The organism is Clostridium sp. TJA085, from assembly GCF_058310235.1.
This window is the reverse complement of record NZ_JBZEEZ010000001.1, coordinates 1,181,015-1,201,794: the sequence shown is the minus strand read 5'-3', so window position 1 is coordinate 1,201,794 and position 20,780 is coordinate 1,181,015. Positions and strand designations below refer to the sequence as shown.

Below are 20,780 nucleotides of genomic sequence, written 5' to 3'. Positions count from 1 at the left end.
GAGGAGGTGTTACTTATAGATTAATTTATTTTAGTAATTTATTACCTCTTAATGTAAATTTAAGAGGTTTTTTTATGTCTAAAATAGTTAATTTTATAACTAAGTAGTGGAGTTTTGTGAAAATATATTTTATTATGAGGAGTAGATATTTATGTCAAAAAGAATGCAACTTTTTATAGGAGTTTTATTAATGATGTTATGCATACCAATAAAAGCATCAGCTATGCATATCATGGAAGGATTTCTTGAACCAAAATGGTGTATAGCATGGGGAGCTTTTACAATTCCATTTGTTGTTTTTGGAATATTTTCTATAAAAAATACAATAAAAGAGAATCCACGTTTAAAATTATTACTTGCAATGGCTGGAGCTTTTGCTTTTGTGCTTTCAGCACTTAAACTTCCATCAGTTACAGGTAGTTGTTCACACCCAACAGGAGTAGGTCTTGGTGCTATACTTTTTGGACCAACAGCAATGGCAGTTTTAGGACTTATTGTATTATTATTTCAAGCTATACTTTTAGCACACGGTGGACTTACAACTCTTGGAGCTAATACATTTTCAATGGCAGTAGTTGGACCATTTGTATCATATGGAATTTATAAATTAGTTAAAAAATTAAATGGACCAAGATGGCTTGCAATATTTTTAGCAGCAGCTATTGGTGATTTAGCAACATACATAACAACATCAATACAATTAGGACTAGCTTTCCCATCAGATGTCGGTGGAATAATGGCTTCAGTAACTAAGTTTATGGGAATATTTGCAGTAACACAAATTCCTTTAGCAATAAGTGAAGGTATATTAACAGTTGTAATATTTAATGCAATTGCAGCATATGACAGAGAAGATTTAATAAGCCTTAACATATTATCAAAGGAGGGAATCTAATGAAAAATAATCCAAAAAGTAAATTAAAAACAAATATAATACTTATATTAATTGTTATAGCTTTAGCAGTAATACCATTTTTTATAGCTAAAGACGGAGAATTTGGTGGTTCAGATGATGCAGCAGAAGAAGCTATAACACAAATAGATAAAAGTTATGAGCCATGGTTTTCTCCAGTGTTTGAACCAGCAAGTGGAGAGGTTGAAAGCCTTTTATTCGCACTTCAAGCAGCAATTGGAGCTGGTGTTATAGGTTTTGGATTAGGATATTTTAAAGGTCGTAAGACAAAAGAGGGTGCAAATAATAAATGTTAAATATAGATAAATACGCATATTCATCAAAACTTAAAAATATAAATCCTGTCGGGAAATTTGTATTTTCAGTTGTTACTTTAATTATGTGTCTTTTATCTAATAACATACTTGATTCAATTATAGTAATTGGTGTTATGGGAATAGCTACAGTTTTTGTTGGCAAAACACCTTTAAAGGTATTTTTAAAATTATTGACTATTCCTCTTGCATTTTTAATTATTGGAATCTTAACTATAACAATAAATTACTCTGTTAATCCGGATAAATTTATAATATCAACTCATATCTTCGGAGGCTTTATTGGGGTATCAAAACTTGGAATTTATAAAGCAGTAGTTTTATTTTTTAAAGTATTAGCATCAGTATGTTGTTTATACTTTTTATCTCTTAGCACTCCAATGGTGGACATATTAGCAGTACTTTCAAAATTAAAAGTTCCAAAAATAATGATTGAAATGATGAGTCTTATTTATAGATTTATATTTATACTTTTAGAAACTGTAAATACAATGTTTATAGCTCAAAACTCTAGACTTGGATATAATAGTATAAGGTCATCATATAAGTCGCTTGGAGCGCTTGTATCAAGTTTATTTATAAGGTCTTTTAAAAAGGCTAATGATATGTATACATCATTAGAATCAAGAGGGTATGATGGTGAGTTAAATGTTATTTTAGATGAGTATACAAATGATAAAACAATTTACATAATAACAATTTTATTAAATTTATTATTATTAATTATTAAAGTATTAATGTAAATACAGAGAAGAAGGGAAGAAACTAAATGAGTGAAAATATATTAAAAATAGAAGAACTTCACTACAAATATCCAGATGGAACCTGTGCATTAAACGGAATAAATATGGATATAAAAAGAGGTGAAGTAACTGCAATATTAGGTGGAAATGGAGCAGGAAAATCAACATTATTTCACCATTTAAACGGAATAAATAAACCTTCTTCAGGTAAAATATATTTTAACGGAAAAGAATTTGACTATTCAAGAAAGGGATTAAAAAAATTAAGGCAAGATGTAGGGATAGTTTTTCAAGACCCAGATAGTCAATTATTTTCAGCAAGTGTATATCAAGATATATCATTTGGACCTATGAACATGAAGCTAAAAGAAGAAGAAATAAGAAAAAGAGTAGATTTTGCAATCAAGGAAACAAAGATTGAGCATTTAAAGGATAAGCCAACTCATGCATTAAGTTTCGGTCAAAAAAAGCGTGTTTCTATAGCAGGAATACTTGTAATGGAGCCTAAGGTTTTAATATTAGATGAGCCAACAGCTGGATTAGATCCAATGGGGGTTAGTGATATAATGAGTCTTTTGATGGAGATGAAAAAGAAATTAAATTTAACTATAATAATATCTACACATGATATAGACATAGTACCTCTTTATTGTGATAAAGTATTTGTTATGGATAAAGGAAAAGTAATTTTAGAAGGAACTCCAGATGAAGTATTTAGAGAGAAGGAAAAGATAAGAAAAATACATCTTAGACTTCCGCGTGTTGCACATCTTATGGAAATTTTAAAAGAAAAAGATGGATTTGAATTTAGTAATATAGAAAGCACAATTGGAAAAGCTAGAAAAGCATTTAAGGCTTGGAGAGATAATTTAAAATAATAATAAAAAAACAGTAGCTAAATTAATTTAGCTACTGTTTTTTTATTATATTAAATTTAAGTTAGTTGTTTAGGGGAGTATATATTAACTATGCAGTAGCTTTTTTGTTTGAAAAAGCTTTAAACATAGCAATTATTAATATTGAAATTATAAATAATCCAATGAATACAACGTATCCTCTTGAGAATCCACTTAAGTCAATACCTGTTTTATCTATAAATGTTGCCATAACAGGAGGTAATAAGAATCCACCAAAGGCTCCAATTCCACCTATCCATCCTGATGCACCACCCATAGCTTCTGGTACAGCATTTGGAACTATTTTAAATACAGCAGCGTTAGTTACTCCCATACCTATTCCAAGAAGTATAACACCAATTATTGCAAGTGGTAAAGTTCCTGCAAATGTCATAACTATTGAACCTAAAAGGCCAATTATTAAAGCTATAACAGCAACAATTTCTCCACCTTTTTTATCAGCTATTTTACCACCATATATTCTAACTAATGAAGTTAATATTGAATAAAAGGCAGTTAAAAGGCCAGCTATCTTAACATTTAATGAAAAATAAGTCATCCAGTAATTTGGAAGCCAGCTAGTTAAAGCTAAAAATCCACCAAATGTAGTAAAGTATATAAGAACTAAAGCCCATGTTTTCCATGATTTAGCTGATATAATTAAGCTTTCACTTACCTTAGCTTTAGGGAATAATTCTTGACCATGTTCCTTTGAAGCAATTTCTCTTGCTTCTTCTTTAGTAGCACCTTGGTCTAATAATTGGAAGTACCAAGCATTTTGACCTATCTTTATATAAATTAAAGTACCAACTATTAAGAAAATTAGCCATGCTAAATATGAACCTGATAATCCTAAAAGAGGCATAGCTACATTTGGTAATAAAAGAGCAAATATTCCAGGTGCTAAATTACCAACACCACCATAAAGCCCTAAAGCTACGCCTTGCTTATTTTGTGGGAACCAATAAGAGGCTTGGCTTATACCAACTGAGAATGTTGCAATACCACAACCTGAAAGAGTACCAAGTGCAAATAGTAACCAATAATAATTGCTTAAATTTTCTTGGAAAAATGCCATTACTATATAAAGTCCTGTCATACCAATAATTGATAAAACAAGTAAAACTATAAATGGTTTTCTACCACCAGTTGTATCAACCCATGCTGCAAATGGAATTCTAAGCAATGAACCTGAAAGAGATGGTGCAGATACAAGTAGTGCTAGTAAAACTGGATTTAAATCAGTAAATACCTTTTTAAATATAGCAGCTGTTGGTCCATATAGAGAAACGGCAGCAAACCCTATAAAGAATCCAAGTGTAGCAGCAGCTAAACCAAGGTTTGAATTTCCTTTAACTGAATAATTTTTCATATATAAGTCCTCCGTATTTAATTAAACTCGTTAATTCTTTAACGAGTTTATCATAAGTTTAACGGTAAAACTGTGATAATTATCACGATTTTACTAAAAATTTATAAAGTTATTAGGTGATAATTTATAAATATAAATAAATTACATTTAAGGAAAATAAAATAATGATAAATAATTTATATTTGAATATAATAAATTGTTAAAAATTAGATAATTATTAAGTATAAGTAATTTAAGACTTTTAAAAATATTTGAATAAAGTATTATTTAAATTGTCAATTATATAAATGGTACAATTTTTACAATTATATTATATATTATTGAATATAGTTCATATGTATAGAATATTTTTATAAAAGTATGTATAATCTATATAAGTTATATAATGAAAAAAGGGGATTGTTATGAAGATAGGATTAGTTCTTTCAGGTGGAGGCGGTAAAGGTGCCTATGAACTTGGTGTATGGAAGGCCTTAAAGGAGTTAGGACTAGATAAGTATATAGATGTGTTTTCTGGTGCATCAATAGGTGCTTTTAATGCTGTTTTATTTGCTCAAGATGATGAAAATGCTGCAGATGCATTATGGGAAGAAGTTACTATGGAAAAACTTGTTCCTATAAGCAAATTTGATTTATTAAAAAGAGGTATTGAACTTACAATAGGAGGTAAGCATTTAAATTTAGCAAAAAAATATATGCTTCAAAAAATAGAAGAAGGTGGAGTGCCAAAAGATGGAGCACGTGAGATTATAGACGAATATTTAGATGTGGATAAGATGAAAAAAAGAAATAAAATATGTTATGCTGCATGTACTGAACTTCCAGATTTTACTCCTAAGTATTTTAAGTTAAATGATTATGATGATGAAATTGCAAAAAAAATGATTATAGCATCGGCCTCTCTGCCTATGATATATGATTGCACTGAGGTTTTAGGTGGAAAGTTTATTGATGGAGGAGTTACAGATAATACTCCAATACAACCTGTTTATGAAGAAAATTGTGATATTATAATAGTAGTTTTATTATCAAAAGAAGCAAAAATTGATAAATCTATTTATCCAAATGCAAGGATATTAGAATTAGCCCCAAAAAATTTAAATGAAAGTACATTAAAAGGAACATTAAATTTAGATTTAGAAGCAAAGAGAATAAGAATAAGTGAAGGATATAAGGATACTATCAATCTTTTAGAGCCCATAATTTTTATGGCTAATTTAAAGAAAGAAAATGAGGAAAGTGAGAAGTATCCAAAACTTTATAAATTATATAACTGGATAAAGAAAGTTATATAATTTATAAAAAAGGTTTGTATAATTTTAAAATACAAACCTTTTTATATTCCTTCAGCATCTGCACCTCCTAATATGGCATCTATTTGTTCATCTAAGTTAGTTGCATCTTTTAATATATCATCACGTAATTTGATTCTAATTTCAGATGATAATATAGTTGGGATGTAACTAATAGCAATTTTCCTAAAGAAATCTGAATTTAATGCAGTATCTGGATATAACTTTTCATCAAGCTTTCTTTCTTCATATCTTAAAAAGGCTGCTTTAGCAAACAATAATAAGCTTACTATAAGTAAATTTTGCCCCATATCAATAAGAGAATCCAAATCAACTACACCTTCAAATTCAGAATTATTTAATTGCTCAACAATTACAGAGCGACCTAATAAATTTGCCTTTAAGAAATATAAACTTGAATTAATGGAAAGTAATGTGGCAACTATTTCTATATCAAGTATATGCAAATCTGTTTCTAAAAAAAATGGATCATTTTGACTATTTGCAGCACTAGAAATTTTATTTGGATTATTACTTATATCATTTGAATTACTTTTTTTTCTTTTGTTTTTAGAATTACGTTTATTATTGGAATTATGTTTTTTTTTATTATTAGGCTTTGATTTAAGAGAAGAAGTTTTGTTTTTTTTATTCATTAAAATTACTCCAATTAAAAGTATTTTTTAAGAAATATATGGTATAGGGAATAAGTTTTTATATAAAGAAATATTTAATATATAATTAAATTATATTGTTAAAGCTTGTATAAGTATAAGATAAAAAATTATTTAAATAAAACCTAAACCATTTATATCTTTTAAATATAGTTCGTTTAACACTATTACTCTTTCAATATTAGCAATTACACTTAATGCATATGCATTAGCGAGCCTTTTGTATGGAGATGTATTAGTATCAGAGCTTTTAAATTTATTTTCAAAATCTTTTTCATTAAACCTTCCAATGGCAACAGACCATAATACTATAAGTCCAGTTACTACAATTACTTCACCTATAAATAATAACAAATAAGGACTTGTTACATTTTCTGCTTCTTCATTTAAAATTTTAAAAATATCTGTGTTTGAAGCATATATGAAATAAGAATATCCAATAATCAATAAAGAAGCACCAAGTTTTTCTCTATCTGCAAGGTCAAGTTCTAAACCTTTAATTAATTGTTCTATTTCTTCAGGAATTTCAGTAGAAAATATATCTTCAAAATTTTTATTATTCATAAAATAATCACCTGATAAGTAATAAGATATTTTAATATATGAAAGATTAATTTTATATGTACTTAAATAAATGGTTGGATTTTTACATAAAAATTTTAAATTTAAAAATAAATTTTATTACTTTTAATTATTTTATATAAAAAGACTTAAGTTTATGTAAACTTAAGTCTTTTTAAAATTAAAGTTCTTTTAAAATTACTTGTTGCATTGACATTAAAGGTGGCCATTTTTCATCAGGTAATAGATAATAATAATTCATACCTGGAGTAATGTTTTTAACCCTTAATTCATAAGTTTTAAAATTTATAAGAAGAATAGGATTTCCACGAGAATCCGTTCCTATTACACTACATATAGTCCCTCTATCTGTATAATATTTTAAGATAGCATCTAATAAATCTTTCATATTATAATAAACTGTATCAAGCTCTAGTAAGACTTTTCTATTAAACATATTACTTCATCTCCTTGCTTTAGTTTATATTATATATTTTATTCTTTATAGTAACATTAATCAAATTATTTAGTTGAATAAATAATTTATATTCTTTTATAAGTATTGCAATAAATATCAATTTTAAAATAATTAATTTTAGTATTTAATATTTTATTATTAATTTAAATTAATAATAAAATAAATTTATTTTGAAAAATCTTATAAATGATATAAATAAATTATTAAAATTAAGTTTTAAAGATTAATTTAAAAAATTATGTAAATTAGAAACCAAGGGGTCTTATGCTACTTAATACTGCTTTTGGATAAAGTTTGCTAAATTTATTATATATTTCAGATGTTGGATCAATTACTTCTATTTCATCATTATCATATTTAAAGGATACGTAATTAAAATCAAAGTCAAATCTTAAATCACCAGGATATTCTGACATAGAATTATAATTATAATCTTTCATAAAATTAACAATAAGTTGTCTATTTTCATTTAATTTGCAAAGCTCTATTATATATTTTTCTTCAATGAAAAACTTCTTTCTTATTTCTGCAATAAAGTTGCTAAATATTTTTGTTGATGCAACAATTACGTTTCCTTCCATATCAGAAACAACATAACCATTTACAATTTCTTTAGCTAAAAAGCTAGTATTTAAGGACATTAAAATAACTTCCTTTTTTTCTTCTGAAAACTCAGCATATTCTATTCTTATTTTTTCAGAGCTCCAATTAAATAACTCTGAAATATTTTTATCTTTATCAATTATAAGCTTGTCTAATGCTTTAGAATTTTCATAAGGAATATCTTCAAGAAGAGCAGATTTATATTCAGACAACTCTTTAATAAGTTCATCTATTTTTTTAACTTTAAGTTCTTTATTCAAAAAATCATCCCTCCATATGTATATACTTTATATTTTAAAAATATTATATCACTAAATTTATAAAAATTCTCTTTAAAAGAAACAACAAATTTTAAATAAAAAGTCTTTAGCTTTATAAAATTAAATTAAAAAAGCTAATAATATTTAATTTTAAACTATTAAAATATAAACTTATTAGCTTTTATTTTCATAATGAGCTACATAATAGCTTTTTAAATTATGTAATGCATTTAAAAAAGATAAAAAACCTTTAGCTATTTTCTTAGGACTATTATTTTCTATTCCTAAAGATATGTTAGATGTAGATTCTTCTAATGAATTAAACATGTTATTAGCAATGGAAATTAACTCTTTTGACTTAGAAGTATCTAAGTTTTGGGTATTATTTGTAAAATCTAATGATATTTTTTCAATTTGTTTTTTGTAAGTATTTAAATAATTTATATAATCTGATTTTTTATTTCCTTTTTTCTTTATGTTAGAAATTAATAGGGTACTATCACAAAGGGCATTGTTTAATGATTCTTTAAAATAATCATTAACTTTATAATTAGAAGAATTAGCTTCTATAGTTGAATTATTTTTTCGAGAACATCTATAATAACTAGAGCAACTAATGATATTAAAAGAAAATAAAATATATATAAATAGGAATATAATTCTTATATTTTTATTTAATCTCATATACACACCTGCTTTTTAATTACAATAAAAATATTGTATTCTAAATATAATAAATTAATACTTTATAGTAATATTTTATCATAATTAGCAATTTAAAAGTATTTGTTTTGATTACATTTACATTTCGATTTTGTAAGAAATACACAATAAAATTCCTGAGTTTTATAAAAATATAGTAATTTTTAGTTATTTTACGACAAATATAGTAAAAAAATATTTAACTATAACTGAATATAAACATATTATAAATAAATATGATAAAATATAAATATTAAAATAAAATGGTTAATAATGCTATATGGGTAGGCTAACTAGGGAGGAAGAGTTAATGTATATAGTAGATATGTTTTTAGATAATAGAGCATCAAGGTATGTTACGTATATTTGGCAGTCACTTAGTGATAAAGGAATAGATTCTAGTTTAATTGATACAGAGGGATTATTTCCACATATAACTTTAGCAATTTATGAAGATGTAGATGAGAATAGATTTATAGCAAAAATGAAAGAATTTAAAAATAAATTAAAGAGTATAGATACAAGATTTGATGCTATAGGTGCCTTTCCAACTACGGGGACATGCTTTGCAAAGCCAGTAGTAACTGAAGAAATTATTAAGATGCATAGGGAATATTATGAATTTTTTAAAGAGTTTAATGATACAGCAAGAACTTATTATTTGCCTGGAAAGTGGAATCCACACTGTAGTTTAGCAATAGGATTAAATAAAGAAAAATTAAAAGAAGTAATGAATTTTGTTATAGATATTTATGAACCTTTTGATGCCAGTTTAGAAGGTATAGCATTATACAAAGTTGAGATGGAAAACGGAAAATTTACTGATAGCATAAGATTATTTTAAAATTTATATTTGCTGTAATAAAATTTTTATTATAAATTTTTAAATAATGTTGAATAAACATTTATTTTTTAGGGCAATATAATAATGTAATCAAGGAGTGAAAACTTAGACAATTGATTACAGGACACTGCTTATTTGATAAGTGGTGTCTTTTGTTTATAAAAATATTATCAAATTATAAAAATTTAATATTAATGAATAATTGTTATTGACAAAGATAATGGTTAGGAATATAGTATTAATATGATAGTTCGCATAAGAACTATTTTAAATTTAGGAGATGATATTATGAAAGATTTTATAAAAGTTAATAAAAGAACTTTATTATTAATAGCTGGTTTAGTATGGGGATTCGCAGGTTTTAGGGTATTTACTATAGGTATAGGAGATGTAGAGTCACATCATGGAAGCTTTATATATAGCATCATATTTGCAGCAATAATATTTTTTGTATTTTTTAAATTTATATTTAGTAAAATGTTTAAAAAACATACAACAAGAATAATAAATAGTGAATTAAAAAAACATTGTGCATTTTCATTTTTTGATGTTAGAAGTTATTTAATAATGGGCTTTATGATATTCTTTGGTATAACTGTAAGAAGTATTGGAATATTTAATCCAGTGTATGTTGGAACATTTTATATAGGATTAGGTTTTGCATTATTTATGGCAGGAGTTCTTTTCCTTATAAGTTCATTTAAATTTTCAAGTACTAATTTAAAATTTAAAATGTAACTTTAGGAGTTTTTAAAATGAAATGTGATTCATTCGAAATAGCTATGCTAATTAAGGAAATATACTCAAATACAGTTAATATAATAAGTGATAATTTAAAAGATAGTGGTCTTACTTATCAACAAATTATGGTTATAAAATTAATAGCACATAATGGACAAGTTAATATTTCTAAAATATGTGATGAGATGTCATTATCTAAAGGAACAGTTTCTGGAATTGTTACTAGATTAGAATCATTAGGGTATATAAATAAAATTAAAGATCCTAATGATAAAAGAAATACTTATATTGAATTTTCGAAAAAGGGTATAGAATTTGCAAAAGAATTTAAAAAAACAATTAATGATAGTTTTGAAAATGTATTTGAAAATTTTACAGACGAAGAATTAGCTAATTTAAAAGAAAATTTAATATTTACTAAAAATAAAATAAAAAGATAAAAAGGATATTTTAAAATATCCTTTTTTAATGCATTAATTTAATTATTTAAAGTAATTATAAAATTTTATGAAATATAAATTTTATTTAAAATCTTACATGAATTTAGAAATATTTTATAATATAATTGGTAAATAATTGTTTGTATTGAAAATGAAAAATATTTATAATTATATGGAAATTTAAAGATAGATTTATTTTATATATGTTGGGGAGGAATAAGGGTTATATGAATAAACATAAAAGAGAAACTATAATGATTGGGGTAGGGCTTATAGCATTATCACTATTTTTACATTACCTTCATTATTTAGTTTTTAGGGACTTACATCATACTTTGATATTTTTATTTGCTGACATAGCATTTATACCAATGGAAGTATTTTTCACAGCATTTATAATTGAAAAGTTATTAGAAAATCGTGAAAAAGAACATAGAATGGAAAAGTTAAGTATGATAAAAGGGGTTTTCTTCTCAGAATTTGGAGCAGACCTTTTAGAAGAATTTGCAAAAGGGGATAAAGATATTAAAAATCTTGCAAATGTAGCAATAGTTAATAAAGATTGGAGCAAAAAGGATTTTAAAGAGCTTGAAGATATTATGGAAAAACATGATTTTTCAGTGGATATTAAAAAAATAGATGTGGAAAAAGTTATAACTATTTTAAAATTAAAAAAAGAAATGTTAATATCTTTTATAGGAAATGAAGCCTTAATGGAGCATGAGATATTTTCAGAGTTACTTATGTCATTATTTCATCTTTTAGAGGAATTTGATGACAGGTATTATAATCTTATATGCAATTGTTGTGATGAGTCTCATATAGAAAAGGATATAACTATAGCATATGAGCAATTAAGTAGAATATGGGTTAGGTATATGAAGCATTTAAAGGGAGATTATCCTCAATTATTTTTAAAAGCAATGCTTCATAATCCATTTGATACTAGAAGTGTTGAAGAAAAACTTAAAACATGTGGATTAATTTGTAAAACAAAAAATTAAGATAAAAAAAGGCTTTTTCAAATTTAGAAAAAGTCTTTTTTATATCTTTAGTAAAGTTGTTGTATTATATAACCTTCGGTTTTAAATGTATCTTTAATTGTATTTATATGATCTTCACCATTCGTTTCAACTGTAACTTCAAGTAAAGTATTTCTAAGTTTATTAGCGGCTTTAAATTGATTATGTTCAAGTTTAACAACATTTGCACGAAGGTTTCCAAGTATTCTAGTAATATTATTAAGTTCACCAGGAGCGTTTGGAAGCTCTATAGTAAAGCAGAATAGTCTTTTTCTAGAAACTAATGCACTATTAATAAGTGAAGTAATAGTAAGCATGTCTATATTACCACCACTTATTATACAAACAACATTTTTATCTTTTATATTAAGCTTGGATAAAGCAGCAAGTGAAACTGCTCCAGATGCTTCAGCAACTAATTTTTGTTTTTCAATTAATGCTAAAAAAGCATCAACAATTTCATAATCAGTAACTGTTACAACTTCATCAACATAATCTTTTATAATTGAGAAAGTAAGGTCTCCAGGTGATTTAACAGCAATACCATCTGCAATTGTACTTACAGAAGGAAGTGGAGTTAATTTACCTTTTAAGAAGCTTTGCTCCATTGCGTTAGCACCAGATGCTTGAACACCTATTATTTTTATGTTAGGATTAATTTCTTTTAATGCTAGTGATATACCGCTTAATAATCCACCACCACCGATTGGACAAATCACTACATCTACATCTTTAAGGTCTTCAATTATTTCAAGACCTATAGTACCTTGTCCATATATTACATTTATATCGTTAAATGGGTGCAAAAATACAGCACCTTCATCTTTTTCTATTTGCTTTGCAAAGTTATATGCATCATCATATACTTTACCATTTAATATAACGTTTCCACCTAAGTCTTTAGTAGACTTAACCTTTAAATATGGAGTAGTTGTTGGCATAACTATGGTTGATTTTATTCCCATAAGATTTGCAGCATAAGCAACTCCTTGAGCATGATTACCAGCTGATGAACATACAACACCCTTTGATTTTTCTTCATCAGTTAGACTCATCATCTTATTTAACGCACCTCTTAATTTATAGGCGCCAGTCAATTGTAAATTTTCACATTTCATATAAACATTATTGTTGCTTTTTTCAGAGAAGAATTTACTATAAAGTAATGGTGTCTTTACAACCACATCTTGAATTTTTTCTCTAGCAGCTTTAATATTATCTAAATGCATACATAACACCTCTCTCATGTATTATTCTCACAAACATTATAACATTTTTGTAAATTTTTGAGTCAAGTATTTTTTAAAAATAATTAAAATATTTAGACTTTTTAAAAAAATTAACCTATAATAAAGAAAATGATATAAATTGGAGGGGATTTTTATGGATAAAAAAATAATAAAAACTGATAAGGCACCAGCTGCCATTGGACCATATTCTCAAGGAATTAAAATTGGAAATTTAGTTTATACATCAGGACAAATTCCAATAAATCCAGAAACTAAAGAATTAGTTACAGAAATAAAAGCTGCAACTAAGCAAAGTTTAAATAATATAAAGGCAATACTTGAAGAAGCTGGAACAAATATGGATAAAGTTATAAAAACTACAGTTTTTGTAAAAGATTTAAATGATTTTGCAGCTGTTAATGAAGTTTATGCTACATTTTTTGAAGGAGAACCACCAGCAAGAAGCTGTGTTCAAGTAGCTAAATTACCATTAGATGCAAAAGTTGAAATAGAAGTAATTGCATTAGCTTAAAAATAATAGAATATTAAATTTTTATGCTTTTTTAAACAATATAATCAACTTATTCATTAATTACAAATTTTGTGAATAAGTTGATTATTTTTTGTGAAATTATAAGTAATACAATTTATATTGGTTAGAATATGTATTATTATAAAAATATAAATTGCTTATATCAAAAAAATACTTTATAGAAAGGAAATAGGTATTTATGGATATTTTACTTATGAAAATAACAATTAGAGCATCTTGGGTAAATTCTTTAAAGGAAAAAAGGATGATTGTAAAAAGCATAACTCAAAAATTAAAAAATAAATTTAATATATCTGTTGGTGAAGTAGATAGACAAGATGAACACAAGATGGCGGTAATTGGTATATCAGCAGTTTGCACAGATGTAAAAATAGCTCATTCTATGAAAGAAAAGATTATAGATTTTATTGAAGAAAATTGTGATGGTGAAATTGTAGATATTGAAGAGGAAACAGAAATATTCTAAGTTATGAAGTTATTAAAACTTAAATTTTGAAAGTTATTTAATAAATAAAGTTGTAACAGTTTTAATTAATAGACATAGATTATTTATATAAAAAATATTTATATAGAAAACTATTTATATAAAAATTTTTAAAACTTATTGACAATAAATGTATAAGATATTATATTATTATACAAGAAGTTTGAAAATAAAATATTAGGTTCTTATCAAGAGCGGTGGAGGGACTGGCCCTATGAAGCCCGGCAACCTATGTAATTAGTAATGATTTAAAGTTATTACTTTATATGTGGTGCCAAATCCTGCAAGTATTCATATACTTGATAGATGAGAGAGTAATTTTATAGGGCAAGTTATACTTATATGCGCTAGAGATATTATTCTCTAGCGCATTTTTATTTTAAACTAATACATTAAAAAGAGATTTTTAACAAAAAGGGGGTATATAGGTTTGATAGAAATAAAAGGATTATCTAAAACATTTGGGGATTTTAAAGTTTTAAATAATATATCACTTAACATTAAAAAAGGAGATATATATGGAATTATTGGACATAGTGGAGCTGGAAAATCAACATTACTTAGATGTTTAAATGGCCTTGAAAAATATGATGAGGGTAGTTTAAAAGTTATAGGAAAAGAAATAAAAAATTTGAGTAAGGAGGATATCAGAAATATTAGAAAAAATTTGGGGATGATTTTTCAAAGTTTTAATCTTTTAGATAGAAAAACAGTATATGAAAATATAGCATTACCTCTTGAAGTTTGGGGATATAAAAAAGATTATATAAATTTAAGGGTTTTAGAACTTTTAAAATTAGTTTCACTAGAGGATAAAAAAGATAGTAAACCAAAGGAATTAAGTGGAGGCCAGAAGCAAAGAGTAGCAATAGCTAGAGCTTTAGCATTAAAGCCAGAAATTTTACTTTGTGATGAAGCAACATCAGCCTTAGATCCAAAAACAACAAAAAATATATTAGCACTTTTATCAAAAATAAATAAAGAATTAAAAATAACAATTGTTGTTGTAACACATCAGATGGAAGTTGTAAAAGATATTTGCGAAAATATAACTCTTTTAGAAGGGGGAGTAGTTAAAGCACAAGGAAAAGCTTCAGAGTTATTTTTAAAACCAGGAGTTTCTCTTAGAAAATTTTTAGGAGAAGATGATGATACTTTACCAGAGGAATGGGTTAATATAAGAATATTTTTTCCAAAAAGTTTTTCTGAAAATGCAATTATAACAAAAATGGCAAGAGAGATGAATTTAGATTTTTCGATTGTTTGTGGAAGACTTGAAAAGTTTAGAGATGATGTTTTAGGAAGCTTAGTAATAAATGTTTCGGAGAAGGAAAAAGAAGATGTAATAAATTATCTTATAAATAAAAGTGTTGAATGGGAGGTGATTTAATGTTTAATGAAATATTAGTAGCTACGCTAGAAACTTTTTATATGGTTATATTATCAACAGTTTTTGCTTTTATAGGGGGATTTGTAATTGCAATAGTTTTAACTTTAACAGCAGAAGATGGTTTAAGGCCAAATAAAAGTGTTTATAGAATTTTAGATTTTGTGGTAAATACCCTTAGGAGTTTTCCTTTTGTAATACTTATGGTAGCGCTTTTTCCATTAAGTAAATTTATAATTGGGACAACTATTGGAAAAGAAGCTATGATAGTACCACTTTCAATTGCAACAGCACCTTTTATAGCAAGAATAATTGAAGCTTCACTAAGAGAAGTGGATAAGGGTGTTATAGAGGCAGCAAAATCTTTTGGAGCAACAGACAAACAAATAATATTTAAAGTTATGTTTAAAGAAGCAATGCCAAGTATGGTTTCTGGACTTACTTTAACTATAATAAGCGTTATTGGATATTCAGCTATGGCAGGGGCAGTAGCTGGTGGTGGACTTGGAGATGTAGCAATAAGATATGGATATCATAGATATCAAACTGACTATATGATAGTAACTATAATAATTTTAATAGTTATAGTACAAGTATTACAATGTCTTGGTAATTATTTCTATAAAAAACTTTCAAAATAAAATATAAGCAATAAATAAAGAGGGGGCATTTAACTATGAAAAGAAAAGGATTATTAACAAGTATATTAATTGGGGCGTTATCATTATCATTAGTAGCATGCGGAGGAAATAAGTCATCAGATGATAAAACAATAAATATAGGTGTATCGCCTGTACCACATAAGGAAATTGTAGAACATATAAAACCACAACTTGAAGATTTAGGATATAAAGTTGTGATAAAAGAATTTACTGATTATGTAACACCAAATAAAGCACTTTCAGAAGGAAGTCTTGATGCAAATTATTTTCAGCATATTCCATATTTAAATGAACAAAATAAGGCAGATAACTTAGGCCTTACCTATACTGAGAAAGTGCATCTAGAGCCATTAGGTTTATATTTAAAAAAAATTAAAGGTATAGAAGAACTTAAAGATGGAGCTTTAATAGCAATACCAAATGACCCATCCAATGAAGCAAGAGCCTTAAGGCTTTTGGAAGGAAAAGGACTTATAAAAATTAAAGAAGGAGAGCTTGTAACTCCAAAAGATATAACAGAGAATAAAAAGAATTTACAATTTAAAGAGTTAGAAGCAGCTTCAATACCAAGGTCATTAGAAGATGTAGATGCTGCTGTAATAAATGGTAATTATGCAATTGATTCTGGATTTTCAGTTAAAAAGGATGCCTTGATAATTGAAGATAAAAATTCAAAAGCAGCTGAGCTATATTCAAATATAATAGCTGTAAGAGAAGATAATAAAGATAGTGAAAAAATTAAAGCATTAAATAAAGCTTTAACATCTGATGAATGTAAAGAATTTATAAATAGTAAATATGATGGGGCTGTAATACCTGTATTTTAATGATAGAATAATTTTAATTTATATATTTTATAAATTAAGATATTATAATAAAATGTAAATTTAAATTTTAATATTAAAAAATTATTAGTTAAAATAGAAGAATTTAATGTAATATATATTAAATGAAGCTAAATAAGGTTAAATTTATTCCTTATTTAGCTTTTTTTTTGTTATAATTTCATTATACAAAAACATATGTAAAATTTAAAAAGGATATTTGGGGAGGAAAACTTTATGAATATATCAAATGTATTAGTAAGTCTTACTGGAAATGATATTTTAAGTATAATAAATGATTTTGTAAAAGTTGACAGTTTATTATTAGATGAAGTTATAATAGATGAAAATATTTTAATTAGAGGAAGCTTTACTAAAATAATAAAAATAAAATTTGAAGTTACTTTAGATGATTTAAAAGTGGTAGATGGAAAGGTTAATGGAAGATTTTCTAAATTAAAAGTATATAAACTTGGAATGATTAGAATGATTAGAAGTTTATTACTTAAATCATTATTAAATATTTTTGGAGATATAGGAATAGAAGAAAATAGAGATGAACTTATTATAAATGTAGATGATTTATTAAAAGGTGTTCCATTTTTAAAAATAAATGTAGAAGAAATATTTTTTAAAGATAAAATGATAAATGCAACTGTAAAAAATGTGGATATAAATATTAGTAAATTAAACTTAAATAAAGGGACAGAAGAAGTTAAAGAAGAAAATATAAATGATGAAAAAATTTTAGACAATAATATAAGCGAAGAAGAACTTTCATTAGAAGAAAATATAGGATTAAATGAAAAAATAGAGAATGAATTTATAGAAGAAGATGAAATAATAGAAAATAAGGCAAATGATTATTATTCAAAAGGAAGAGATGAAGTTAAAGAAAAATTAGAAAATAAACTTCCAGAGAATGCAAAAGATTTTTCAGAATATTTATTTTTAATACCAGATTTATTAGCACTTGTATTAAGACTTCTTAAAGATAAGAGAGTTCCTATAAAAACTAAGGTTTCAGTATCTGCTTCTATTGCATATATAGTATGTCCAACTGATATGATACCAAGTAATATACCTTTTATAGGTAAAATTGATGATTTAGCAGTTTTATTTTTTGCACTAAATAGAATTTCAAAAGAGGTACCTTTAAATGTATTATTAGAAAATTGGTCAGGTAAAGAGGAATTAATTTTAGTTTTAAGAAGTGGTCTTGAATATGTAACTAATTTTACAGGAGCTAGAAATATAGAAAAAATTTATAGTGTTGTTGAAGAATTATCTACACTTTAATAAAGGAGATTAAATAAATGGCAAAGTTTTATTCAGTATATAAAGGAAAATCAGGAGAACCTAAAATATTTACTTCATGGGATGAATGCAAAAAAGAAGTAATAGGATTTAAGGGGGCTATATATAAAAGTTTTAAAACTATGGATGAAGCGAAGGAATTTATACTTCTTAATGCTGAAGGAAAAGGTAGAGATTTTAATTTTTCAAAACCAAAAATAGTGAGTGAAACATCAAGGTTAAATAAAGAAGATAGAGAATTAGATTTAAAAGATTCTTTAGTTATATATGTTGATGGAAGCTTTTCTTTAGAAAAGAAAAACTTTTCTTATGGACTTGTAGCAACAAAAAATGGTGAAGTTATATATGAAGAAAATGGAGCTGGAAATGATGAAAAGGCTATTCCACTTAGAAATGTTTCTGGAGAAGTATTAGGATCAATGAAGGCAGTAGAATATGCTATAAATAATGGATACAATGAAGTTTATATAGTATATGATTATCAAGGTATTGAAAGCTGGGCTTTAGGAACTTGGAAAAGAAATAATGAAATAACTTCAAATTATCATAGTTTTATGCAAAATAAAATGAAAGAAATAAATATTAAATTTAAAAAGGTAAAAGGTCACAGTGGCGATAAATTTAATGATAGAGCTGATATTTTGGCAAAATCAGCACTTGGAATTTAATGATAAAATATAAACATAATTCCTAGTTTAAAAAGTAATAATTTACATACCATAAATATAGCATCAAAAATAATTATTATAAAGAGGTGTTATTTATGAGTAAATTAATCAAAGGAATGGTTGCAGGTGCAGCACTAGGAACAGCAATAAGTATGGCAGTATTACCACAACTAGATAGAAAGACACAAAGAACTGTTAAAAGAGCAGGAAAAAGATTAATGAATGCTGCAGGTGATACTGTAGAAAATATGATGTCAATGATGAAATAATTAATTCATTGCTTGAGGTTTATTAAATAGATATCTATTTAATAAACCTTTTTTATTTAAATAAATTATTTAAATACTACTTTCATAGATTTTAGTTAAATTTACAACTTATCAAATTTTGATTAGGAATTATTTAAAAATTTTAACTATGAGTTCTTTGACTTCAATTTTGGCTAATCATATAATTTATATATATCGGATAATAAATAAAAATCAAAGGGATTTTGTATAATAAATAATTTTGATTTTTATTTATCTCTAAGAAAATGGAGGGATAAATATGAATAGATTCATGAGTGTATTTTTTCGTTTAGTTCCTTTAATAATGGGAGCTATATGTATAACATATGGATTTTATGTTAAGGTGCTAGAAGAGACGACAGGTAAAGGTTATATTGTTGCAAGTCATGTACTTATAGCATTAACTGCTATATGTATTGCTTTATTTACAACAGCGGCAACAATTATAAGACAATTAATAAACAAATATAATAATTTTTATAAATTTTTACTCCCTATAATAGGATATGCAGTTAGTTTATTTACTGTATTTTCAGGAGTTTATATTTGGAAAACGGCTGGAGATAATGCACCGTATTTTGTATCAGGAAATATTGTTTTTGCTATAGGCTTAATAGCTTGTTGTGTTTCCACAGTTGCAACAGCATCAACTAAGTTTGTACTTATAACAAAAAATGAAGCAACATTAAAATATGGTGAAAAACAAATAAATGCTTTTTCAGATTTTCAAGGAAAGATATTGATAGCAGTTCCGGTTATTTGTGCAATAATAGGTTTTTTAAGAGGATTTTATTTATTATTTAAAGAGAGTATACCACCATATTTTATAGCAGCACATGTAGTTATTGGTCTATCTCTTATATGTTCATGTTTAATAGCGTTAGTTGCAAGTATAGTTAGACAAATACAAAATATATTCACTAATGAAGAAAGATGGAAGTGGAGTATATTTGTACTCTTAATTGGAACTATAAACGTATTATGGGGAGCAATGGTATTAATAAATTGTACTAATGATGCATTTATAGCACCAGGGATAGTATTAATTGGTCTTGGACTTATTTGTTATAGTATATCAAGTAAAGTTATATTATTAGCAGCAGTATGGCGTAGAGAATTTAAGTTAGCAAACAGAATACCTATAATTCCAGTAGTAACAGCTCTTATATGTTTATTTTTATCATCTTATTTGTTTGAAGCAAGTTTATTTAATTCAGCTTATTTTGTTCCAGCACATGTTATGGTTGGACTAGGGGCAGTGTGTTTTACATTATTTTCAATAGTTTCAATACTTGAAAGTGGAACATCAAAGTAATAGATTTTAATATAAATATAAATAAATTAAAAATATCAGTTATAAGTTTTAATATTTATAACTGATATTTTTTTGTATTAAGTAGTTTATTAATAAAAATATGAATTAGTTAACAAAGTTTTAATTTAAATTAAATTATTGCATGAAAAAAAATAACAAAGTTTAACAAAAATATTGTATATTCTCAGATTATCGT

At 25.7% G+C, this 20,780-nt stretch carries 25 protein-coding genes and 1 riboswitch; of the genes, 18 read left to right on the top strand and 7 right to left on the bottom strand.

From position 1 onward, the window contains the following. Positions 1–151: 151 nt before the first annotated feature. From AC4FQW_RS06190 to AC4FQW_RS06175, 4 genes are read left to right on the top strand one after another with little or no spacing between them, the layout of a single operon-like run. A complete protein-coding gene (locus AC4FQW_RS06190; RefSeq protein ID WP_303129492.1) occupies positions 152–895 on the top strand; it encodes an energy-coupling factor ABC transporter permease in 744 nt (247 codons plus the stop codon). After that, positions 895–1,209, top strand: coding sequence for an energy-coupling factor ABC transporter substrate-binding protein (locus AC4FQW_RS06185; protein WP_303129491.1), 315 nt, complete (start codon positions 895–897; stop codon positions 1,207–1,209). The genes AC4FQW_RS06190 and AC4FQW_RS06185 overlap by 1 nt, the downstream gene beginning before the upstream one ends. Next, positions 1,203–1,970 (top strand): cobalt ECF transporter T component CbiQ, encoded by a 768-nt coding sequence (gene cbiQ, locus AC4FQW_RS06180; RefSeq protein WP_491147894.1) that lies wholly within the window; start codon positions 1,203–1,205, stop codon positions 1,968–1,970. Before AC4FQW_RS06185 ends, cbiQ begins: the two co-directional genes overlap by 7 nt. A 26-nt stretch (positions 1,971–1,996) precedes the next feature. Next, positions 1,997–2,848 carry an ATP-binding cassette domain-containing protein gene (locus AC4FQW_RS06175; protein ID WP_491147892.1) on the top strand — a complete coding sequence of 284 codons (852 nt, stop codon included), beginning with the start codon at positions 1,997–1,999 and terminating at the stop codon, positions 2,846–2,848. A gap of 88 nt (positions 2,849–2,936) precedes the next feature. Here the strand turns inward: AC4FQW_RS06175 and AC4FQW_RS06170 are convergent, their stop codons facing one another. Beyond that, positions 2,937–4,238, bottom strand: a complete 1,302-nt coding sequence (locus tag AC4FQW_RS06170; RefSeq protein WP_491147890.1) for an MFS transporter — start codon at positions 4,236–4,238, stop codon at positions 2,937–2,939. Positions 4,239–4,642: 404 nt separating this feature from the next. On the opposite strand from AC4FQW_RS06170, the gene AC4FQW_RS06165 reads away from it, so the two are divergent. Then, positions 4,643–5,533 (top strand): patatin-like phospholipase family protein, encoded by an 891-nt coding sequence (locus AC4FQW_RS06165; protein WP_491147888.1) that lies wholly within the window; start codon positions 4,643–4,645, stop codon positions 5,531–5,533. Between the two features lie 41 nt (positions 5,534–5,574). Here AC4FQW_RS06165 and AC4FQW_RS06160 read toward each other — a convergent pair whose 3' ends face one another. From AC4FQW_RS06160 to AC4FQW_RS06140, 5 genes are all read right to left on the bottom strand, one after another. After that, complete coding sequence (locus AC4FQW_RS06160) at positions 5,575–6,186, bottom strand: hypothetical protein (RefSeq protein WP_491147886.1); 612 nt, start codon at positions 6,184–6,186, stop codon at positions 5,575–5,577. A gap of 132 nt (positions 6,187–6,318) precedes the next feature. Further along, a complete protein-coding gene (locus tag AC4FQW_RS06155) occupies positions 6,319–6,768 on the bottom strand; it encodes a hypothetical protein (protein WP_303129485.1) in 450 nt (149 codons plus the stop codon). 178 nt (positions 6,769–6,946) lie between these two features. Further along, entirely contained in the window at positions 6,947–7,222 is a 276-nt protein-coding gene (locus AC4FQW_RS06150; protein ID WP_303129484.1) for a hypothetical protein, read from the bottom strand. A 266-nt stretch (positions 7,223–7,488) separates the two neighbouring features. After that, on the bottom strand, positions 7,489–8,106 hold the full coding sequence (locus tag AC4FQW_RS06145; RefSeq protein ID WP_303129483.1) for a hypothetical protein: 618 nt from the start codon (positions 8,104–8,106) through the stop codon (positions 7,489–7,491). Between the two features lie 174 nt (positions 8,107–8,280). After that, positions 8,281–8,790 carry a hypothetical protein gene (locus AC4FQW_RS06140; RefSeq protein WP_491147883.1) on the bottom strand — a complete coding sequence of 170 codons (510 nt, stop codon included), beginning with the start codon at positions 8,788–8,790 and terminating at the stop codon, positions 8,281–8,283. Between the two features lie 328 nt (positions 8,791–9,118). Here AC4FQW_RS06140 and AC4FQW_RS06135 point away from each other — a divergent pair, with 328 nt between their 5' ends. The 4 genes from AC4FQW_RS06135 (at position 9,119) to AC4FQW_RS06120 (ending at position 11,837) form a co-directional block, all read left to right on the top strand. Then, on the top strand, positions 9,119–9,652 hold the full coding sequence (locus AC4FQW_RS06135) for a 2'-5' RNA ligase family protein (RefSeq protein ID WP_303129481.1): 534 nt from the start codon (positions 9,119–9,121) through the stop codon (positions 9,650–9,652). Positions 9,653–9,940: 288 nt separating this feature from the next. After that, positions 9,941–10,390: a hypothetical protein gene (locus AC4FQW_RS06130; RefSeq protein WP_303129480.1), complete on the top strand. Its 450-nt coding sequence runs from the start codon at positions 9,941–9,943 to the stop codon at positions 10,388–10,390. Positions 10,391–10,407: 17 nt separating this feature from the next. Further along, the gene (locus tag AC4FQW_RS06125) at positions 10,408–10,833 is read left to right on the top strand and encodes a MarR family winged helix-turn-helix transcriptional regulator (RefSeq protein ID WP_303129479.1); all 426 of its coding nucleotides are present in this window, start codon (positions 10,408–10,410) and stop codon (positions 10,831–10,833) included. Between the two features lie 227 nt (positions 10,834–11,060). Next, positions 11,061–11,837: an MJ1433 family protein gene (locus tag AC4FQW_RS06120; RefSeq protein ID WP_491147879.1), complete on the top strand. Its 777-nt coding sequence runs from the start codon at positions 11,061–11,063 to the stop codon at positions 11,835–11,837. A 47-nt stretch (positions 11,838–11,884) separates the two neighbouring features. On the opposite strand, the gene ilvA is transcribed toward AC4FQW_RS06120, so the two are convergent. Beyond that, positions 11,885–13,084, bottom strand: coding sequence for a threonine ammonia-lyase (ilvA, locus tag AC4FQW_RS06115; RefSeq protein ID WP_491147877.1), 1,200 nt, complete (start codon positions 13,082–13,084; stop codon positions 11,885–11,887). A 154-nt stretch (positions 13,085–13,238) separates the two neighbouring features. Between ilvA and AC4FQW_RS06110 the strand changes: the two genes are divergently transcribed. From AC4FQW_RS06110 to AC4FQW_RS06070, 9 genes are all read left to right on the top strand, one after another. Then, the gene (locus AC4FQW_RS06110) at positions 13,239–13,616 is read left to right on the top strand and encodes a RidA family protein (protein ID WP_303129476.1); all 378 of its coding nucleotides are present in this window, start codon (positions 13,239–13,241) and stop codon (positions 13,614–13,616) included. Positions 13,617–13,815: 199 nt separating this feature from the next. Further along, on the top strand, positions 13,816–14,103 hold the full coding sequence (locus AC4FQW_RS06105) for a DUF503 domain-containing protein (protein WP_303129475.1): 288 nt from the start codon (positions 13,816–13,818) through the stop codon (positions 14,101–14,103). 200 nt (positions 14,104–14,303) lie between these two features. Beyond that, positions 14,304–14,434: riboswitch (SAM riboswitch) on the top strand. A gap of 117 nt (positions 14,435–14,551) precedes the next feature. Beyond that, positions 14,552–15,511: a methionine ABC transporter ATP-binding protein gene (locus AC4FQW_RS06100; RefSeq protein ID WP_491147875.1), complete on the top strand. Its 960-nt coding sequence runs from the start codon at positions 14,552–14,554 to the stop codon at positions 15,509–15,511. After that, positions 15,511–16,149: a methionine ABC transporter permease gene (locus AC4FQW_RS06095; protein ID WP_491147873.1), complete on the top strand. Its 639-nt coding sequence runs from the start codon at positions 15,511–15,513 to the stop codon at positions 16,147–16,149. The genes AC4FQW_RS06100 and AC4FQW_RS06095 overlap by 1 nt, the downstream gene beginning before the upstream one ends. A gap of 35 nt (positions 16,150–16,184) precedes the next feature. Beyond that, positions 16,185–16,997 (top strand): MetQ/NlpA family ABC transporter substrate-binding protein, encoded by an 813-nt coding sequence (locus AC4FQW_RS06090; RefSeq protein WP_491147871.1) that lies wholly within the window; start codon positions 16,185–16,187, stop codon positions 16,995–16,997. A 234-nt stretch (positions 16,998–17,231) separates the two neighbouring features. Beyond that, complete coding sequence (locus tag AC4FQW_RS06085) at positions 17,232–18,293, top strand: YkvA family protein (protein ID WP_491147869.1); 1,062 nt, start codon at positions 17,232–17,234, stop codon at positions 18,291–18,293. 17 nt (positions 18,294–18,310) lie between these two features. Next, a complete protein-coding gene (locus tag AC4FQW_RS06080; protein ID WP_303129470.1) occupies positions 18,311–18,979 on the top strand; it encodes a ribonuclease H1 domain-containing protein in 669 nt (222 codons plus the stop codon). 95 nt (positions 18,980–19,074) lie between these two features. Beyond that, entirely contained in the window at positions 19,075–19,248 is a 174-nt protein-coding gene (locus tag AC4FQW_RS06075) for a YtxH domain-containing protein (RefSeq protein ID WP_303129469.1), read from the top strand. A gap of 280 nt (positions 19,249–19,528) precedes the next feature. After that, positions 19,529–20,584, top strand: a complete 1,056-nt coding sequence (locus AC4FQW_RS06070; RefSeq protein ID WP_491147867.1) for a DUF2776 family protein — start codon at positions 19,529–19,531, stop codon at positions 20,582–20,584. Positions 20,585–20,780: the final 196 nt, after the last annotated feature.